Origin of the sequence: Streptomyces sp. SM18, from assembly GCF_002910775.2 — a bacterium.
In the GTDB taxonomy this organism is placed as follows: domain Bacteria; phylum Actinomycetota; class Actinomycetes; order Streptomycetales; family Streptomycetaceae; genus Streptomyces; species Streptomyces halstedii.
The window spans coordinates 6,373,781-6,392,078 of record NZ_CP029342.1 but is presented as its reverse complement, the minus strand read 5'-3'; the positions used below and the strand labels follow the sequence as shown (position 1 = coordinate 6,392,078).

Genomic DNA, 18,298 nt, shown 5'->3' with positions numbered 1-18,298 from the left:
CCGGCCCCTCAGTTCGCCGGGTAGCGGTCGATGGGCGGGGGCTTCGGTGCGGGCACCCCGGACAGGCCCAGGGTCGCTTCGAAGGCCTTCTTCCAGTTGCCGTTCTTCTCGTTCGCCTCCAGCGCGTCGTCGAGTGCGAGGCGCAGGGCGGTGTCGCGGCGCGGGACGCCGATGCCGTACGGCTCCTTCGAGAAGGGCTTGCCGACGACCTTCATCTCGTGCGGTGCCTTCGCGGCGAACCCGAGGAGGATGGCGTCGTCGGTGGTCACGGCGTCGACCTGGAAGGTCAGCAGGTTGTCGACGCAGATGGAGTAGGTGTCGTAGGCGACGAGCTTCGCCTTGGGGTAGTCGGTCTTGATGCGCTGGTACGGCGTGGAGCCGGCGGCGGAGCAGACGGTCTTGCCCGCGAGGTCCCGCGGGCCGTGGATGTCGTGCTCGTCGGTGCGGACGAGGAGTCCCTGCCCGGCCATGTAGTAGGGCCCGGCGAAGCCGACGAGCTTCTTGCGCATGGCGTTGATCGTGTACGTGCCGACGTAGTAGTCGATCTGCCCGTTCTGGAGGGCCGTCTCGCGGTTGGCGGACGCGATGGTCCGGAAGCGGATCTTCTTCGGTTCGAAGCCGAGGGAGGCGGCTGTCATGCGGGCGATCTCGATGTCGAATCCGGAGAAGACGCCGCTGGCGGGGTCCTTCTCGCCGAGGTAGGGCTGGTCCTCCTTCGCCCCGACGACGAGGTATCCCCGGCGGTGGGCCGCGCGCCAGGTCGGCGAGTCCGGCAGCTGGAAGCCGGTGTCCACTTCGTAGACGGGCAGCTTCTCGGCCCGGGGGCCCTTCACCGGGGGGCTGCCCTCCCTGCCGCAGCCGGACGACGACGCGGCGATCACGAGGAGACAGGCCAGCACGGCCGCGATGTTCTTGGTACGCAACAGGTGCCTCCCGTCAGTGCTTGAGGATCTTGGACAGGAAGTCCTTGGCCCGGTCGCTCTCCGGCGCGGTGAAGAAGTCCTCGGGGGTGCGGTCCTCGACGACGCGTCCGTCGGCCATGAAGACGACCCGGTTGGCGGCGGACCGGGCGAAGCCCATCTCATGGGTGACGACGACCATCGTCATCCCGTCGCGGGCGAGTTGGCGCATCACCTCCAGCACCTCGTTGATCATCTCCGGGTCGAGCGCCGAGGTGGGCTCGTCGAAGAGGAGGGCCTTGGGGTCCATCGCCAGGGCACGGGCGATGGCGACGCGCTGCTGCTGGCCGCCGGAGAGCTGGGCGGGGAGCTTGTCGGCCTGCCCGGCGAGCCCGACCCGCTCCAGCAGCTCGCGGGAGCGCCGGTCGGCCTCGTCCTTCTTGCGCCGCCGGACCTTCGTCTGGGCGAGCGAGACGTTGGCCAGTACGGTCTTGTGCGCGAACAGGTTGAACGACTGGAAGACCATGCCGACTTCGGCCCTGAGCTGCGCCAGCCCCTTTCCCTCCTCGGGAAGCGGCTTCCCGTCGATGACGATGTGGCCGGACTCGATCGTTTCCAGTCTGTTGATGGTCCGGCAGAGCGTTGATTTGCCCGACCCCGAGGGGCCGATGACCACCACCACCTCTCCGCGGCCGACGGTGAGGTTGATGTCCCGCAGGACGTGCAACGTCCCGAAGTGCTTGTTGACGTCCCGCAGCTCGATCAACGGATCGACGGCCATTCGCTGCCCTACCCACTTTTCGCTGTGTCGAGGTCAGCGCAAACTATCCATGCCCTGGCCGGACTTCGGGGCCGACACGCACCAGCTGGGCATAAGACTGTTTATCGCGATTTCGCTTCGGGACCGCTCTCGGCCGACTCGGCGTACATCTCGGACAGCTCGGGGCTGCCCGTCATCGCCCAGTCGAGACCGGCCGTGACGACGTCGATCTCCCGCCCCGAGGCGAGGCGCACCACCGGTTGCCCGCTCGCACGGATGCCCCACGCGGCCCCGGCCACGGTGCGCACCAGGACGGTGCCGAGGTAGAGCCCGGCGTCGTTGCCCAGCCACGGCAGTTCGTCCGGGTCGTCACGCCACCGCGGCGGCAGCTGGTCGAGCGCGGACAAGGAGGAGGGTGAGTCGTCGAGCCGGAGACCGCTCTGCGAGGCGCGGGCCCGCAGCAACTCGCATTCCGCGAACAGCTCCGCCACGCCGTCCGGGTCGGTCTCGACGGCGGCGGCGAGTGCCACCGCCCGCGTACCGGCCTGACGCTTACGCCAGCTGTCCAGGAAAGGGATGTTCATACGCACCTCTCATGGATCGTGAAGTCGGTTGCTGCCAAGCGGTACTTGAGGGGCCGTCTACCGCGTGGGCCCGACAAGTTGACGCCAATTCGCCTTGGTTGACCCACGTTCACCCTGATCATCTCCTACTCGTCCCCCGGTCGGCCCCCGTGGCGCTCCTCGGGCAACCGCCCTGGAACGCGTCCATTGCGTTCACTTTGACACAAAACCGACCCCGGGCCACCGCACCTTGGGGGTGTGAACCGCGGTCCGGGGCCGACAACGTGTCCAACGACCGACACGGGTCGCGCCGTGAGCCGGCGGCCTCCGCGGGGACAATCAGGTCCGGTCGACGGTCTTGTACGGGGACGGTCGGCAGGATCAGACACCGGCCCGACGCGGGCACGCAGGATCAGACACCGGCCCGACGCGGGCACGGATGAGGAGCACGACCCATGACCGGCGACCATCGCACAGGACCGCCCAGCTCTGGCAGCGAACGCGACATGCTGCGGGCCTTCCTGGACTTCCACCGCGCCACCCTCGCCATGAAGTGCGAAGGGCTCACCGACGAGGAACTGCGGCAGCGGTCGATGCCACCGTCCACGCTTTCGCTGCTCGGCCTCGTGCGGCACATGGCGGAGGTGGAGCGCGCGTGGTTCCGTCGAGTGTTCGAGGACAACGACGCGCCGATGGTCTGGTCCGACGAGACCGACTTTCAGGCAGCGTACGACGCGAGCGCGTCGACACGGGACGAGGCGTTCGGGGCCTGGGGTGCCGAGGTGGAGAACTCGCGCCGTGTCGAGCGGGAGGCCGACTCCCTGGACCAGGCCGGGTATCAGCCACGATGGGGCGAGGAGGTGTCCCTGCGGATGGTGATGGTGCACGTGCTTCTGGAGTACGGACGCCACAACGGGCACGCGGACCTCTTGCGTGAAGGTGTCGACGGGACCGTGGGCGCCTGAGTCCGCGGGAGCCGTCGCTCTCCATCTGCCGGCCCGTTCCGGGCCGTCGTCTGCGGGTGCGAGGGACGAAGTCCGGCGTATGTGGGGAGGACGGAGTCGGGCTCCCCCGCCACGCACTCCAGGTGAACGCCGACGGCCTGCTGAAGGACCCGCCGCCCATGGCGCCCTGACGTCCGGCGGTTCGGCATCGCCCCGCACCTGACCGACGCCGAACCGCGTGGTCGGGTGGCCCGGGTGCCGGCGGGACGGCCGTGCTGTCAGCGGGCGACCAGGCTGAGCAGGTCGGTCAGCGAGTCGATCGACCAGTCCGCGGCGGCCCGCACCTCGGGATCGTCAGCCCACCAGTGTCCCCACGGGCCGCGGCGGAGGTGGGCCACACGGAGCCCGGACGCCTTGGCCGGGAACACGTCGTTGACGGGGTGGTCGCCGACGTACAGGGTCTCGGCGGCCGCGGCGCCGGATGCCGTGAGGACCCGGGCGTAGAAGGCGGGGTCCGGCTTGGCGACGCCCCACTCGGCGGACGTGATGACCAGGTCGGCGGGGAGTTCGAGGGCACGCAGCAGACTGCCGGCTTTCGATGTCTGATTCCCGGCGACGACGATCCGGACCCCGAGGTCACGGAGGCCGGTGAGTACGGGCCGGACGTCCGGGTAGAGGTCGCCCTCCCCGAGCTGCTCGCCGCTGCCGGCCGCCTCTCTCGCCGCGTACTCGGCCGTGATGTCGATACCCGGACGGATGAGCCGGAGAGCGTCCGTGTTGTCTCTCCCCTGGGTCACGACGGCCCCGACGAGGGCGCTGACGGTGTGCCGGGGTGTGTCGAGCCAGTCGGCCCAGGATGCCCAGTAGCGGTCGTCGCGGACGAGGGTTTCGCCGATGTCGAAGACGATGGTCTCAATCACGGTTCCGACCCTACGCGCAGCTGTCGGCGGGCGGCTGGTGTCCGGCGGAGCCGTGGGCGGGACGAGGAACTGTCGGTGGGTGGGCCGCCTGGACGGGCCGGGCGCTAGGCTGCCCTGATGATCTCGCGGAACTATCTCTCCGAACTCTTCTCGCTGGACGGCCGCGTCGCCGTGGTGACGGGCGGGAGTTCCGGCATCGGACGGGCGATCGCGGGGGCGCTGGCCCACGCGGGTGCGAGCGTCGTGGTGGTGGCCCGCCGCGAGGCCGAGTTGGTCCGCACCGTGGACGAACTCACGGCGGAAGGCTGCCGGGCGGCCTGGGTGAGCGCCGACCTCGGTACGGCCGAGGGTGTCCGGGCGGCGGGCGAGGAGGCGGCGGCCGCGTTCGGGGAGCCGGACATCCTCGTCAACTCGGCGGGGATCAACCTGCGCCCGCCGATGGGCGAGTTGGACGAGGACGTCTGGGACACCACGATGGCGGTGAACCTCAAGGCCCCCTATCTGCTGGGGCGACGGTTCGGCCCCGGGATGGCCGAGCGCGGCTTCGGCCGGATCATCCACCTCACCTCGCAGCAGGCGCACCGGGCGTTCGTGCAGAGCGGGGCGTACGGGGTGTCCAAGGGCGGGCTGGAGTCACTGGCCCGTTCGCAGGCCGAGGCTTGGTCGCCGTACGGGGTCACGGTCAACACGCTGGTCCCCGGGTTCGTGATGACCCCGCTCAACGAACGGCTCTCCGCGGACCCGGAGAAGGTGGCGGCCCTCGCGGCCCGCACGATGGCCGGCCGCAACGGCCTGCCCGAGGACTTCGCGGGCGCCGCGGTCTTCCTGGCGAGCGGGGCCTCGGCGTACGTCACCGGGCAGTCGGTGTTCGTGGACGGCGGGTTCTCGGTGCACTGAGGGCCCGCGCCGGGGGCCGCGTCCGGCGCGTCAGCGGGCGAGATGGCGCCGGACGAACGGGGCGACGCAGAAAACGAGTACGGCGAAGGCGAGGAGGCGTCCCAGCCCCGGCTTGTCGGCGAGGCCGCTGTGCTGGATGCCGTACACCGCGTACCCGTTGGCGGCGGTGTCGGTCGCCATGATGGCGCAGGCCAGGTCCATGCCCCGGCGCCTGCCGCCGATGAGCAGCGCGGCGGCGAGCGTGTCGAGGACGGCGAGCGACGACCAGTAGAGGTTGAGCCAGCCGGGCGCCCAGGCGTACGGGTACAGGCCGTGCCGGACCAGGTCGGTGAGGTGGGAGAGGCTGCCGACGGCCAACAGGACCGCGGCGACGGCCAGGACAGGGGCCACGACCCGGCGCGGGGTGTGGCGGATCCAGCCTGTCACGGTGCGGGTCTCCTCCGGCGGCCGGTGCGGGGGCCGTGTGCGGGGACCGGTGCCGCCCGGCGGGTTCGGCCGGGCCCGGCCGTGGGAGCACCGTGCCAGGGGAACACCTTGCCATGGGCGGCCCGGGAATGTTGGCTGTCGGTGATCACCGCAGCATGTACCACGCACGGCGAGCAGAGGGGCGTTCGATGGCCGAGGACCGCGAGGGCATGGTCGTCTACTGGCGGCCCGGCTGCCCGTACTGCATGAAGCTCCGGCTACGGCTGCGCTTCTCGGGGCTGACGTACACCGAGGTGAACATCTGGCGGAACCCCGACGCCGCCGCCTTCGTACGCTCCGTGGCGGACAGGAACGAGACCGTGCCGACGGTCGCCGTGGCGGGGCACGCCCTGGTGAACCCGTCCAAACGCGAGGTGGTGCGGGCCGTCACGGAGCACGCCCCGCACCTGCTGCCGAAGTAGGCGCCACCGGACGCGATGCCCCGGCGCCCCCGGCACCCCTGTCGCGGCACCGCGGGGTCCCCGCGCCCCGGTGTGCGGCACCGTGGCGCCCCACTGCCGGCTCCGGTGCCCCGCCAACGGTCAGAGGCCGAGGTCCACGACCACCGGGGCGTGGTCGGACGCCCCCTTCCCCTTGCGCTCCTCACGGTCGACGTAGCTGTCCTCGACGGCCTCCGCGAAGGGGGCGTTGCCGTAGACCAGGTCGATGCGCATGCCCCGGTTCTTCGGGAAGCCGAGCTGGCGGTAGTCCCAGTAGGTGTACGGGCGGTCGTACTTGAGGGGGCGCGGCACCACGTCCGAGAGCCCCTCGGCCCGCAGCGCGGCGAGCGCGTCGCGCTCGGCGGGGGTGACGTGAGTGGCGCCCTCGAAGAGGGAGGGGTCCCAGACGTCCTCGTCGGTCGGCGCGATGTTGTAGTCACCGAGGACCGCGAACGGCAGCGTGCCCGCCGCGTCCGCAGCGACGGCCTTCCGCAGGGCCTCCAGCCACCGCAGCTTGTAGGCGTAGTGGTCGTGGGCGACCTCGCGGCCGTTGGGCACGTAGACCGACCAGACGCGGACCGGGCCGCAGGTCGCCGCGACCGCCCTCGGCTCCCGCACGCCCTCGTACTCCGGGCCCTCGGGCAGCCCCGTCACGACGTCCGCGAGGCCGACGCGGGAGAGCAGCGCCACGCCGTTCCACCGGCCCGTGGCGTTGACCGCCGACTCGTACCCCGCCTCGCGCAGTGCTTCGGCGGGGAACTGCTCCAAGGTGCACTTGGTCTCCTGGAGACACACCACATCGGTGCCGCTGCTCTCCAGCCAGGCCAGCAGCCTCGGGAGCCGGGCCGTGATCGAATTGACGTTCCACGTGGCGATGCGCATGCAGCAAACCTAACCGCTCCCACTGACAACCGGCTCCGGGGCAGGCCGGGGCGGTGGGGGGGCAGGGGCGGAGGCACGCCGGAAGGCGGATTGGGGCGGAGGCGGGCCGACGGGTGGGGGCGGCCCCGGCTCAGAGACGGGTCGCCTCGCCCGGGGTCATCCGGCCGTGGTCCGCGCCGCCGAGCTCGCCGATCTGACGGTCGTAGATCGGGCGGGCCAGATCCGTCAGCAGCGCGTCGTGGACGTCGATGGCGCGGCGCGGCGCGACCTCGCGAACGTAGTCGATGACCTCGGAGATCTTGTTCCAGGGCGCCATCACCGGCAGCATCAGCGTGTCCACCGGCCGGTCCGGCACGGTCAGCGCGTCGCCCGGATGGAAGACCGAACCGTCCACCAGGAAGCCGATGTTGGTGATCCTCGGGATGTCCGGGTGGATCACCGCGTGCAGTTCGCCGTGTACCTGGACGTCGAACCCGGCCGCGGAGAACGTGTCACCGTGGCCGACCGTGTGCACCCGTCCCGGGAACGCGGCGGACAGCTGCTCCGCCACACTGCGCAGGGTCCACACCTGTGCCGCGGGGTTGGACTCCAGGCCCGCGCGCAGCCGGCCCTCGTCGAAGTGGTCGGGGTGCTCGTGCGTCACCAGGATCGCGTCGGCGCCGACCGCCGCGTCGTCCTCCGAGAAGCCGCCGGGGTCGATGACGAGGGTTCGGCCGTCCCGCTCCAGGCGGACACACGAGTGGGCCTTCTTGATGAGAGTGACAGGCGATGCGTTCATCCCCCCATCCTGCTACGCGGGCGGAGTGGTTTCCTCCTGGATCACGGACCTCGCGACGGCGAACGCGGCGCCCGCCGCCGGAATGCCGCAGTAGACGGCGCTCTGGAGCAGCACCTCCTTGATCTCGGCCGGGGTCAGTCCGTTGCGCAGCGCGGCCCTGACGTGCGGGCCGAGGCTCTCCAGGTGCCCGGATCCGACCACCGCGGCGAGGGTGACACAACTACGGGCCCGGCGGTCGAGGCCGTCACGGCTCCAGATCTCACCCCAGGCGTAGCGGGTGACGAGGTCCTGGAAGTCCTCGGTGAAGTCGTCACCGGCGGTCGCGGCGTCCACGTGGGCGTCGCCCAGGACCTCGCGCCGGATCCGCATCCCCCTCTCGTACCGGTCGTCCCGCCCCTCGGGCGCGCTGTCCGGTACGGCGGCGGGTGCTATCTCGGCCACCGGCAGCACGGGCGTGTACGGGACGGTGGCACCGGCGGGCGCGGGCAGCACCGGGATCGAGGTCAGGGTGTCCTGCCAGGCCGTGGAGAAGTGCGTGAGGAGGAGGTCCGTCACGGCGGCGGGCTGCTCGACGGGGGCGAGGTGGGAGGCCCCCGGGACGAGCGCGAGCCGGGCGTCCGGGATCCCCGCGACGAGGGTCCGGGCCTCGGCCGGCCCGGTGACCTTGTCCTCGGCGCCGACCAGGACGAGGGTCGGGACGCCGATCCGGGAGAGCTGGGCACGGATGTCGAAGGTGGCCAGGGCCTCGCAGAAGGAGATGTAACAGCCGGGGTCGGTGGTACGGACCATCTGGACGGCCCACTCGACGATGGCGGGCTGCGCGGCGGCGAACCCCGGGGTGAACCAGCGCTCCGGGCTGGTACGGGCGATCGGCTCCAGCCCGTTGGTACGGACGACGACCCCGCGCTGTCGGAATTCGTCGGCAGAGCCGAAGCGGGGCGAGGAGGCGACCAGGGCGAGGGACGCCACCCGGTGCGGATGGCGCAGGGCGATCTCGGCACCGACCGCGGCGCCGATGGAGCAGCCCGCGTACCCGAAGCGCTGGATGCCCAGGCCGTCGAGGGTGGCGAGCAGCCGGTCGGCGAGTTCCAGGACGGAGGCGGCGGGGTGGGAGGGCGCTCCGCCGTGGCCAGGCAGGTCGTACCGGAAGATCCTCCAGTGCTCGGAGAGCACGGGTATCTGCCGGTCCCACATGTGCCAGGTGGTACCCAGAGACGGCCCAATCACCAGGACCGGAGCGTCTTCTGGCCCGTCAAAGCGGTATTGCATGGTGTTCGGTGGTGTCTCGGTCACCCGGAAAACCCTCTCATCTGTCACGAGATGTCACATCGCCGGGGTGGACCTAAGGGCTGTCCCGTAATCCCTGGTGGATCAGCGCGCGGCGTCAGATGCGGTGGATCGCAAGGCGGAGGGACGTCCGCATACTGGATGTATTCGGGCGTCCCGACAACGCGGCGAGGTGCCGTAGCTGTCGTCGTGCGCCCGCCAGGGATTACGGGACAGCCCTTAGCCAGTCTCGGCTCTCTCACGATGCCAACTCCGGCGCCGGGGCCCTCAAGAGACCAGGTGTGGCTCACCGGCATGTGCCCGTGTCCGGGGTCGTCCTGGCGTGCCCTTCCCCAGGTGGCTCGAGCTGCGCGCTTTCCCACGCGTAGAACGCTTGGCCGTAGCCGGATGAACCCTCCCGGACTCCTGCCGACCGCAACCAAGAGCCGGACTCCGGATCCACCTCAATCTTGCTGGCTGTCCGGCTCGGCGAGACGCTCGGCACGCAGACCGCGTGGCTCATGCTTGCCCCTCTTCCCCAGCCCCGTGCAGGCCGTCCCACGTGGTGGCGGCCCCACGAAGATCCTCTACATCCGGCTTGACATACCACCGCTTGGTCGTCCTGATATTCGTGCCCGGCCCATCGCGCGAGGAAGTGGTCGGGCACGCCGTTGTCGGCCAGGAAAGTGAAGCACGACGAACGTGCGTCGTAGAGCCTGACCCGACGGAGCCCCAGAACCTCCCTAAGCCGGTTTGCGCTGCAAGCGCCATCTGGTGCTCGGCGATCTCCGTGCCGCACCACGTCCTTCCCGAACGGCCCGGCCGCGCCGAGGCGCAAGACCAGGGAGAGAGCGGCATGGTCGGCTTCCGACCGGACGGTCCATGCGCTCCTGGCGCACGTCAGGAGGATCGTGGCAACGAAGCGGAACGATCGAAGTGCGGGCTGCGGCAGGTGGGCCTTTCCGCAGGGAACATGGCGCGAGAAAGGCCGGTTCTGTTCGCTCATGTCCGTGTTCTGTCACGACGGGTGCGACTGGCACAACCCGCCTTGTTGCGGGTCTGTCTTGCGAGGTGAAGGACCGCAGTCAGTCCCCGTGCGCCCTACGACCGAAGGACTTCTCATGCGCATCTCGCTTTCCCGCAGTCGTACCCTGCGCGGCGGGACCACCGCCGTAGCCGCCGCGCTGGTGGCGGTGGCCGCCGTTCCGGCGCTCGCCGCCGACCCGGAGCCGGATCTCGGCGTCGGAACGATCGTGCCCATCGAGGGAGTGCAGCCCGGAAGCTCGTTCTCGGCCCCGCTGACCTTCCTCAACAAGGGGACGGCGGAGGTGCCGTCGGTCTGGGTGACGTACGCCGTGTCGCCGGGCCTGAAAGCGGACGAGACACACAAGAACTGCACCTACTACACCGTCCCCTCGTACGACGAAATGCCCGCATCGAACGTCGCCTCCTGCACGATCGAGCAACCGCTGAAGCCGGGCGTCGTCTACGGCACGGCGAAGCCGGTCTCGCTCAGGGCGCTCGGCTCCGCGTTCCGCGACGGCCTGCGGGTGACGATCGGCACCGACGAACCGGACCCGGGTGACGGCGGCTCCAGCGAGCCCGTACGGGGCACAGGCGACCCGCTCACCCTCGTGGAGAAGGCCCCGGCCACAGACACGGACCGGCAGAACCATCCCGAGCCGGTCGCCGAGGCCACGGTGAACGCCGTGAACACCGCCGACTTCGCCCTGACCGGCGCCGAGGCGAAGGGAAAGGTGGGCGACAAGGTCACCGCGACAGTGACGTTCACCAACAGGGGCCCCGCCCGCGTCCAGGGCGCCCGCGACGAGAGCGTCACCACCGTCGCCGTCCACATCCCGAAGGGCACCTCCGTCGTCAAGGCTCACGGCTACTGCGACGCGGTCACCAAGACCCACTACCGCTGCGGCACCTCCCAGTCCTGGGTCGACGTGAACGGCGGCGAGAGCTACCCCTTCGTCCTGCGCATCGACAAGGCCGTCGGCCGCACCGCCGGCGAGGTCACCTTCACCGGCCAGGAGCGCCCCTTCGACCAGAACGCGGCCAATGACACCGCGCGGATCCTGATCGAGACGGGCAAGGACACCAGCACCACCTCCGGCTCGACCGGTTCCGCTGCCCCGCGGAGCTGACGACACGCCCCTGACGCCGACGTCTCCGCCCTTGCGTTGACGTCGGCGTCAGGCCGACGGATGCTGCCAACGTCCAGGACCTGATCATCCTGCGGCAGTCGATGATGTACCCGGGTGTCGAAAATGGAACGGAGTCAGTCCAGGAGCGCGGTCGCCTCGACCTCGACAAGGACGTCCGGTTCGAAAAGGTACTCGACGCCGATGAGGGAGGCCGGGGGCATGGGCAGCCGGAGACCGGTCTCCTCGGCGACGGCCTCCACGCCGGCCATGAAGTCGCCGATTTTCTCTGGGCTCCATCGGGTCACGTAGAACGTCAGGCGCAGCACGTCCGCGAACGACGCGCCCGCGCCCGCCAGTCCGACGGCGGTGTTGCGCAGTGCCTGAGCAACCTGCCCGGCCAGATCACCGGGCGCCACCGGAGTTCCGTCGGCCTGACGCGCGACCTGGCCGCTGACATGGATGTGCTTTGTCCCGGTGCCCACGGCGACGTGGTGATAGGGGACCGGCCGCAGCATGCCTTCCGGTGTGAAGTGCTGAACGGTCATGGGTTTCTCTCCTCCCCAGCAGGTATCGATAAGCTACCTAGTGGAAGAAGGACACTTCAACGAGACCAGGTTTCACCATGGATACCGACGACGAACTCCGCATCAACACCCCGCACCGCGAACTGCTCGACCAGATCCTCGACAAATGGTCGCTCAGTGTCCTCAACGAGCTCTGCGAACGCCCGTACCGCTTCAACGAACTGCGCCGGGCCATCCCCCAGGTCACGCAGAAGTCGCTGACCGCGACACTGCGGCGACTCGAAAGGAACGGTGTGATCGAGCGCGAGGTCGTCCCCGTGCGCCCCGTGGCGGTCAGGTATCGGATCACGCCCCTCGGCAAGACCCTCCGGCATCCCGTTGACGTGCTGCTTGCGTGGGCCTCGCAGAACATGCCCGCCGTCGAACGCGCACGCGAGGAATTCAGAGCGCGGGAAGAAGGGGAGGCCGGATTCTGACCGCGTCACCGGCCTGGGCGGCGAGGACGGCGTGGGCGGGCGATATGCCGATACCAGCCGATGCGGCGGCGGACCTCGTACTCGTCCAAGCCGCACTCGCTCTTCGCGGCCTGGAAACACTCCGTGATCGCCCACCGGCTGCCGGCGATCCGGACAAGTTCGTCGATCTCGACGCCGACGGGTGCGTGGGCGAGGTAGTAGCTATCTCGCCGGATCGGACAGACTGCGCCGGGCCGGAACCCAGCGGTGACGGGTTCGAGCAGGCGGCGGAAGTTCCGGGCTGTGAATGATCACGGTTCATGGGGCGGGGAGATCTCACCGATGTGCAGTGGACGGTGCTGGAGCCGTTGTTGCCCAGGGGTGCCAGGGCGTATCGGCCGCCGGCCCGGCCGGTCGGGGACCGCGCATCCGCGTTCGGCCAGGAGCCCGCGTATCCCACGGATCGCACGGATGACGGTGGAGCGATCAACACCGGCCAGCAGGGCGAGGACCAGGTGCGGGAGACCGTGCCGCAGGTGGATCAGCGGGACGACCAGCCGGTCGACGAACATCAGCTGAGCCGGGCGCCGGCCCACGCTTCCTGGTCACGACACGTGCCTTGTGACGACGGTCCTCGACCACGGCCTGCCATGACTCGACCAACTCCCGTACTGGGCCTGGTAGATGCTGCCGGTAGTTCCCGGTGAACAGCTGGTGCGCGAGAATGTTCCGGTCGACCATGATCACCACCACTGGTCATCCCACCCTCGCCCGAGCACCCTTCAACCGCTGCCACACGTCGGCTCGTTACGACTGACAACGCCCTTGCCGAGCCAGGTACGTCCAACAAGCTGAAACGGCCCGCCAGTTGAACCGGCGGGCCGTCACGAAAGGTCGAGCCTAGTACCAGCGGTACAGGAACCACTTCATCTTGCCGTCGTTGCCTCGCTTGTACTCGCAGTAGTAGGAACCGCCGAGAGCGTCTCCCTCGGCGGAGCAAGCGCCCACGGTCCAGTAGGCGCGGTAGAAGTGCCAACTGGCCGGTACCGCGCTTGTCTCGCTGACCGAAAGCTGCGGTGATGCCGTGCCATCGGCCGCCTCGGCCGTCGCAGCTGTGCCCGTGAGGGCGAGTGCACCTCCCAGGGCCAGGCTTACCAGTGCACGTCGCATGTGCATCGTGTTCCCCTCTGATCGTTGTTGCAATGATGGAGACTGTGGCCGTTCGTCGAGCACACGAGCTATGTGGGACGCCCGGTGCGTGGTACCTAATCTCCCCGCCAGCGGGCCCCTTCTCGACGAGATTCGGGCTGGTCCGAACAACGGCATTCCAGGAGGATCAGCCGAGACCATGCCGTACCTGACTGGGGAGAACTGTGGTCTACCGCATCCACTTCACGCTTGAGGACCTGGCGCGGACGCGTATAGCGCCGCCCCCACCGCTGATGGAACTGAGCGCCGCAGTGCGCAGCCTGCAGGACCGCAGCCACCCGATACGTTTGGGAGCCTGGAGACGTGCCGCCTTCACCAGTCTTGATCCGAAGGCGCGTATGGTCCTCGATCTGATACCGCCCGGCGGCTGGGCTCCTACATTTCTCACCACTGCCGACATCGGCGGACCGCATGAGTTATTGGAGCAGGTACGCGCCATACCCCGGTCCCAGATCCGCAAGGATCTGGCCCATGTGGCGGAGTGGCAGCCACTCCCGCCATGGGCGCACCACCTGGCTTACGACTCCGACCTGCTGCGACAGCTCTGTGACAGTTTGGACCATGTCTACGCGGTGCTGATGTCGCCCCACTGGGCGCATATCACCAGTGAAGCTGCGGCAGACCGGGGGAGGCGGATGCGGCAGGTACTCGTTGGTGGGATGGAACACCTGCTTGCCTCGCTCCACCCGCGGCGTATCTGTTGGAATCCGCCCGTCCTGGAGATCGCCATGCGATCTGGCTTCGACGGTGACCTTCATCTCGAAGGAAGCGGACTGCTGCTCACCCCCTCGGTCTTCGGCGCCGAAGACCCCGCCATCGACATCGACGCCAAGCCGCAGCCCGTGGTGAGATACCCAATCGGCCAACAGGTAGCAAACCCACTGCCTCTGTTCACCCAACCACCCCACCCGGTCCCGCCCGGATCCCGGTCTCCGGTGGTCTCATTGCTTGGGAAGACCCGGGCCTCCGTTCTCCACACCATCGCCGATCATCCCGGCTCTTCCACCAAGGAACTTGCAGCCCTCATTGGCATCTCACCTCCGAGCGCCAGCGAACACGCGACCACTCTGCGCGCAGCGGGGCTGATCCGCACCGTTCGGGATCGGAACACGGCACTTCACAGCCTCACTTCTCTGGGTTTGGCCCTTCTCAATACTCCTCAGCACCCCGTCCCGCAGGCCCGATTTCTAGAGGCGGGGCGTTGAACATCTACTGCTCATTCTCGCGCTGATCGGTAAGAAACGGCCTAGTCACCACAGACGGCGACCTCCCGCCTACGGCAGCAACGGACTCGCCGACTGCGATCCGTGCCCGGCAAGGTAGAGCTTCATGGTGCACTGGTCCAAAGCCTCGATGAACACCTGCTGCCCCCAATGAGCACTGAGACGGTGCGCGACATCGACCAGTCGGCGACGTTCCTCCGGCGAGTACGCGGGAAACCGTACCCAGCCTCGTTCGGCGATGGTGTTGCCGAGATCGCTGAAGAACACCGCCCGCACGCGCTGCTCTTCCTCCTCGGTCAGCGGCATGGAGCCGCCTTCCTCAGGCTGCACCCGGACGTTGTACAGGTCTCGGATCACTGGCTTCTCCCATTCGTCGGGGCTGTTCTCTGAGAGGGTATCGGGGCAGCCGGTGGCCACAGCTGCCGGAATGTCCAGGCGTCTGCCCTCACAGCGCCGGCCCCCTCCAGGCCGACCTCAGCAGGTACTTCGACGACAACCACCTCTTGCGCGTCGACCACTTCCTCGGCAACTCGGCGGTGCAGTCGCTCATGGTCGCGCGCTTCGCAAACACCCTGCTTGCACCGCTGTGGCACCGCGCCTACGTCGACAACGTCCAGATCAGCCTGGTCGAGGACTTCGACGTCGCCGACCGCGGCTCCTTCTACGACACCGTAGGCTGCCTGCGCGACGTGGTGCAGAACCACCTGCTTCAGGTCCTCGCCCTCCTGGCGATGGATCCGCCGAGCGCGGCAAACGCGGTGACGCAAGGCCTGGAGAAGTGGCGGGTCCTGCACGCCGTACGCCCGATGGACCCCGCAGTCACCGTGCGCGGCCAGTACCGGGGATATCAGGACGTCGCCGGCGTGCAGCCGGACTCGACGACGGACACCTACTTCGCCACCACCCTCTACATCGACAACTGGCGCTGGGCCGGTGTCCCGTTCCATCTGCGCAGCGGCAAGGCCCTGGCCGTCACCGCCACCGAGGTCGTGGTCGAACTGCGCCCCACACCACTGAGGTTGTCCGGCGGTTCGGAACAAGAAGAGCACCCGCCGAACGTGGTGCGCTTCCGCATCGACGGCGACACCGGCATCCGCACCGACCTCGTCGTGCGCAAGGCCCAAAAGGACGTGGAACCAGTCCGGGTGCCGGTCGGCGTCGACTACTCCAGCCTCTTCGGCCGCTTGGAACAGCCCTACGAGACCATTCTCGGCGGCGCGATCAACGGTGACCCCGAGCCCTTCGCGTTCTACCCCGCGATTCTCGAATGCTGGCGCATCGTCGAGCCCGTCCTCGACCTCACCGATGCCCCCCTCGTCTACGAGCCCGGCAGCTGGGGCCCGCCTGCGGCGGCCAGGCTCCCCAGCCCGGCAGTCTGGCACCCGCTGGGCCCAAAGCTCTTCGACTGAGGTTCGCCGCAGCAAAGACACCGCCGGGTACCGGAATCCACAGCGGCGGGCGATGAGCTCGGCGTACTGTGCGCCGAAGTCGACTACAAGAACCACGTCGGTGGTGCTGTCGGGGGCGACGGGGGTGCTGCTGGCACTGGGCGGCCTTCCGGCGGTGGAGGGTTGCAGCAGTGCTTGTAGGGAAACACCGGCTGCTTGGGTGCGCTCCGAGCGCCTTCAAGCCCGTCAGAACAACCGACGCATCGTCACGAACGAGGTTGACGTGCCTGGCGGGCGTGGTCGTTCAGAAACAAGGTAAGTGCCTGTCTCTCGTCCGTGACCGCCGTGAACCGAAACAGGCACTTGTCAGGGCGGCTTCTCAGCAGTGCGAGACGTAACTCTGAAGATGCCCCGTCGACAGGTAGTAGTCGCTGACGTACCGGGATCCGCTTGGGGAATAGAGGCGGGCCCAGATGGTGTAGCCGTTGACGGAAGTGCCGGTGGTCCAGCAGCCGACGGGATCTTCCAGGTCTTCATGCGGGCGAAGGCGTGTTCGACGCGGAAGCCCCTCCCGCAGGTGCGACGGGTACGGCCCGTACTCACCCACTGGAAGGAACGTCTCGATGAACCTGCACTCGCTGCCAGTTAGTTGAGGACGCGATATCCCTCCGTCCTACGCGACCGCCCCGGACCCCACCGAGCCGGAGGCAAGACAGATCACGACTCCGTACAGGCCCTAGAAGGGCGCAGCGGCCCGCAGGAGACTCTGCGGCAGATAGGGGGACTCGACACGGACGGCCCAGCCGCGGCGGCGGGCATGGCAGGCCAAAGCAAGGATGTCGAGGTTGACGGAGGCCTCCGGATCGTCAGCGCGGTCGGCGACCTGGTAGTAGGCCCGGTGGGCTTCGAGTGCGTCGGCCAGGGCGAGGTTGAAGCTCTCCTCGTCGCCCTCCGCGAGTTGTGACAGCAGCACGGCAGGCGGCATCGCGAAGCCCCAGTCCGCGGCCTTCTCGGCCTTCCGCAGCGCCCGCCCCGCGGCCGCTTCGGGCTCCACGCCCTTCAGGTAGGCGTGCAGAGCGTCTCGGTATTCGGTGAACGCGGAGCCGTCCGGGCGGGCGAAGGCGGGGCCGGTGAGGACCAGTGGGGCGAGGTCCTCGCGCACGCCCGTGATCAGGGCGAAGGCGACGGCCGTCTGCCAGCTGCCGGCACCGGCCTCCGCACCCCGCTCGGCCGGATAGCGCAGGGTGCGCCCGCCGATGGTCACCTCGACCTCGGTGCCCGGCTCCGCCAGGGCGATGCGGAACAGGGCAGCACCCAGCTGGGAGGCCAGCCGGAGGGTTGCGAGCTGGGCGTCCGTGTCGTCGCCGGGGTTGCCCGCCCGCCACTGGAAGAGACGCGCCTGATCGCCCATGGCACTGCCGAGACGCCGGACGGCGAGAGGTTTCCCGTCGGCGGGGGTGAAGGCTGCCCGGAGGTGTTCCTCGTACATGGCCTCGATCCGCGCGATCCCCTCGCGTTCACAGGCGGGCCGCTCCACCATCAACGGGCCCGCGGCAAGCGCGGCGACCGCGTCCGGCCGCCGGTCCCGGCCGAACCCTCCGACCCTGGGGCCCCGGGTCTCGAAGCCGGTGATCAGCGCGTGCGGGAGGTAGTCGGTGCGAACGGTCGGCGCCCAGCCCCGTGTCCGGTACGCGAGCGCGGCGAGGGCGAGGGGGACGAGCGGCAGCAGGGTGCTCGGAGAGGCCGCGGGGCCTTGCAGGGCCGCATGCCTGGTCAGTAGGCCGGCGAGGGCGGTATCGAAGGCCTGCTGGTCCTCGACGGCCAAGGCCCGCAACGCGCCGAGGGCCACACTGTCGGGCCGCTCCAGAAGGGGCTTGCCGGTCTCCGCGGCGCGGGTGCGGATACGGTCCAGGGCCGCGTCGACGGCGGCGAGCCTGGCCCGCGCACTCGGCGGGTACTCCTCGTCGTCGCCGGCGTCGTCCAGGACCATGGCCGTCAATCCGGTGACGAGTTCGCCGGCAGGCGTGCCCAGTGCCTCTGCGGCGAACTTGTCGCGGGCGAAGCGAAAGGCCTCGCCGTACCACGTGGCCTTGTCCCTGAGGACGGCCAAGCAGAGCGCGTCGATCCAGTCCCAGGTCGTGACGCTCTCCTTGGGTGCGTCGTCACCCGGGTCGTAGCTCATGCCGAAGTTGACGTACTCCAGAAACACCTGAAACCCGCAGTGCGGGTGATAGGCGGCGTAGGCGACGGCGCCGGCCGCGGCCTCCGAGGCGTCCTTGAGGGCCGCCTTGGCCTCCGGGGTGTCGAGGTGGGGTGTCGCGACGGATAGGGCACCCAGGTAGTCGAGAAACTCGGTGGCGATCAACTGCCATTCGTAGGTGGTCATCCGATCGGCCTTCGACATGGAGCGCACCTGCCTGCCGATCCGGTTGGTGAAGTCTTCGCGCGCTGCCGACACGGCTGCCTCGCCCACCTGGTGACGTTCTATTCGCACTGTCCCGCTCCTCGCTCGGCCTCTGCCACAGCGTAGGT

17 protein-coding genes and 3 pseudogenes are annotated in these 18,298 nt (G+C 69.1%); 7 read left to right on the top strand and 13 right to left on the bottom strand.

The window, feature by feature from the left end; translation table 11 throughout:
* Window positions 1-8: 8 nt before the first annotated feature.
* The 3 genes from B9S64_RS28435 to B9S64_RS28425 form a co-directional block, all read right to left on the bottom strand.
* Window positions 9-926 carry a glutamate ABC transporter substrate-binding protein gene (locus tag B9S64_RS28435; RefSeq protein ID WP_103490238.1) on the bottom strand — a complete coding sequence of 306 codons (918 nt, stop codon included), beginning with the start codon at window positions 924-926 and terminating at the stop codon, window positions 9-11.
* Between the two features lie 10 nt (window positions 927-936).
* Window positions 937-1,680 carry an amino acid ABC transporter ATP-binding protein gene (locus B9S64_RS28430; protein ID WP_103490212.1) on the bottom strand — a complete coding sequence of 248 codons (744 nt, stop codon included), beginning with the start codon at window positions 1,678-1,680 and terminating at the stop codon, window positions 937-939.
* A gap of 101 nt (window positions 1,681-1,781) precedes the next feature.
* Window positions 1,782-2,243 (bottom strand): DUF6278 family protein, encoded by a 462-nt coding sequence (locus tag B9S64_RS28425; RefSeq protein WP_103490213.1) that lies wholly within the window; start codon window positions 2,241-2,243, stop codon window positions 1,782-1,784.
* A gap of 434 nt (window positions 2,244-2,677) precedes the next feature.
* On the opposite strand from B9S64_RS28425, the gene B9S64_RS28420 reads away from it, so the two are divergent.
* Window positions 2,678-3,187 carry a DinB family protein gene (locus B9S64_RS28420; RefSeq protein WP_103490214.1) on the top strand — a complete coding sequence of 170 codons (510 nt, stop codon included), beginning with the start codon at window positions 2,678-2,680 and terminating at the stop codon, window positions 3,185-3,187.
* Window positions 3,188-3,444: 257 nt separating this feature from the next.
* On the opposite strand, the gene B9S64_RS28415 is transcribed toward B9S64_RS28420, so the two are convergent.
* Window positions 3,445-4,083 carry an HAD family hydrolase gene (locus B9S64_RS28415; protein WP_103490239.1) on the bottom strand — a complete coding sequence of 213 codons (639 nt, stop codon included), beginning with the start codon at window positions 4,081-4,083 and terminating at the stop codon, window positions 3,445-3,447.
* A 120-nt stretch (window positions 4,084-4,203) separates the two neighbouring features.
* Here B9S64_RS28415 and B9S64_RS28410 point away from each other — a divergent pair, with 120 nt between their 5' ends.
* Window positions 4,204-4,983, top strand: coding sequence for an SDR family NAD(P)-dependent oxidoreductase (locus B9S64_RS28410; protein ID WP_103490215.1), 780 nt, complete (start codon window positions 4,204-4,206; stop codon window positions 4,981-4,983).
* 30 nt (window positions 4,984-5,013) lie between these two features.
* Here the strand turns inward: B9S64_RS28410 and B9S64_RS28405 are convergent, their stop codons facing one another.
* On the bottom strand, window positions 5,014-5,409 hold the full coding sequence (locus B9S64_RS28405) for a hypothetical protein (RefSeq protein ID WP_258037773.1): 396 nt from the start codon (window positions 5,407-5,409) through the stop codon (window positions 5,014-5,016).
* Between the two features lie 188 nt (window positions 5,410-5,597).
* Between B9S64_RS28405 and B9S64_RS28400 the strand changes: the two genes are divergently transcribed.
* Complete coding sequence (locus B9S64_RS28400; protein ID WP_103490216.1) at window positions 5,598-5,870, top strand: glutaredoxin domain-containing protein; 273 nt, start codon at window positions 5,598-5,600, stop codon at window positions 5,868-5,870.
* Window positions 5,871-5,990: 120 nt separating this feature from the next.
* On the opposite strand, the gene B9S64_RS28395 is transcribed toward B9S64_RS28400, so the two are convergent.
* The 3 genes from B9S64_RS28395 to B9S64_RS28385 all read right to left on the bottom strand — a co-directional run bounded on the left by B9S64_RS28395 (window position 5,991) and on the right by B9S64_RS28385 (window position 8,817).
* Complete coding sequence (locus tag B9S64_RS28395) at window positions 5,991-6,770, bottom strand: exodeoxyribonuclease III (RefSeq protein ID WP_103490217.1); 780 nt, start codon at window positions 6,768-6,770, stop codon at window positions 5,991-5,993.
* Between the two features lie 130 nt (window positions 6,771-6,900).
* Window positions 6,901-7,548, bottom strand: coding sequence for an MBL fold metallo-hydrolase (locus B9S64_RS28390; RefSeq protein WP_103490218.1), 648 nt, complete (start codon window positions 7,546-7,548; stop codon window positions 6,901-6,903).
* 12 nt (window positions 7,549-7,560) lie between these two features.
* Entirely contained in the window at window positions 7,561-8,817 is a 1,257-nt protein-coding gene (locus B9S64_RS28385) for an alpha/beta fold hydrolase (protein ID WP_258037774.1), read from the bottom strand.
* Window positions 8,818-9,935: 1,118 nt separating this feature from the next.
* Here B9S64_RS28385 and B9S64_RS28375 point away from each other — a divergent pair.
* Window positions 9,936-10,949, top strand: a pseudogene (locus B9S64_RS28375) (peptidase); the annotation flags it as partial.
* 152 nt (window positions 10,950-11,101) lie between these two features.
* On the opposite strand, the gene B9S64_RS28370 reads toward B9S64_RS28375, so the two are convergent.
* Window positions 11,102-11,512, bottom strand: coding sequence for a RidA family protein (locus B9S64_RS28370; RefSeq protein ID WP_103490221.1), 411 nt, complete (start codon window positions 11,510-11,512; stop codon window positions 11,102-11,104).
* Between the two features lie 77 nt (window positions 11,513-11,589).
* On the opposite strand from B9S64_RS28370, the gene B9S64_RS28365 reads away from it, so the two are divergent.
* Window positions 11,590-11,967, top strand: coding sequence for a helix-turn-helix domain-containing protein (locus tag B9S64_RS28365; protein WP_103490222.1), 378 nt, complete (start codon window positions 11,590-11,592; stop codon window positions 11,965-11,967).
* 41 nt (window positions 11,968-12,008) lie between these two features.
* Here the strand turns inward: B9S64_RS28365 and B9S64_RS35275 are convergent.
* Together B9S64_RS35275 and B9S64_RS28355 are read right to left on the bottom strand one after the other, a co-directional pair.
* Window positions 12,009-12,219 (bottom strand): annotated as a pseudogene (locus B9S64_RS35275) (IS701 family transposase); the annotation flags it as partial.
* A 125-nt stretch (window positions 12,220-12,344) separates the two neighbouring features.
* Window positions 12,345-12,687: pseudogene (locus B9S64_RS28355) on the bottom strand (transposase family protein); the annotation flags it as partial.
* A gap of 632 nt (window positions 12,688-13,319) precedes the next feature.
* Here B9S64_RS28355 and B9S64_RS28350 point away from each other — a divergent pair.
* Complete coding sequence (locus tag B9S64_RS28350) at window positions 13,320-14,360, top strand: winged helix-turn-helix domain-containing protein (protein WP_103490223.1); 1,041 nt, start codon at window positions 13,320-13,322, stop codon at window positions 14,358-14,360.
* 69 nt (window positions 14,361-14,429) lie between these two features.
* On the opposite strand, the gene B9S64_RS28345 is transcribed toward B9S64_RS28350, so the two are convergent.
* On the bottom strand, window positions 14,430-14,795 hold the full coding sequence (locus B9S64_RS28345; RefSeq protein ID WP_258037776.1) for a hypothetical protein: 366 nt from the start codon (window positions 14,793-14,795) through the stop codon (window positions 14,430-14,432).
* An 86-nt stretch (window positions 14,796-14,881) separates the two neighbouring features.
* On the opposite strand from B9S64_RS28345, the gene B9S64_RS28340 reads away from it, so the two are divergent.
* Window positions 14,882-15,787, top strand: a complete 906-nt coding sequence (locus tag B9S64_RS28340; RefSeq protein ID WP_258037777.1) for a hypothetical protein — start codon at window positions 14,882-14,884, stop codon at window positions 15,785-15,787.
* 715 nt (window positions 15,788-16,502) lie between these two features.
* Here the strand turns inward: B9S64_RS28340 and B9S64_RS28330 are convergent.
* The gene (locus B9S64_RS28330; protein ID WP_103490226.1) at window positions 16,503-18,239 is read right to left on the bottom strand and encodes an immunity 49 family protein; all 1,737 of its coding nucleotides are present in this window, start codon (window positions 18,237-18,239) and stop codon (window positions 16,503-16,505) included.
* Between the last annotated feature and the right edge of the window lie 59 nt (window positions 18,240-18,298).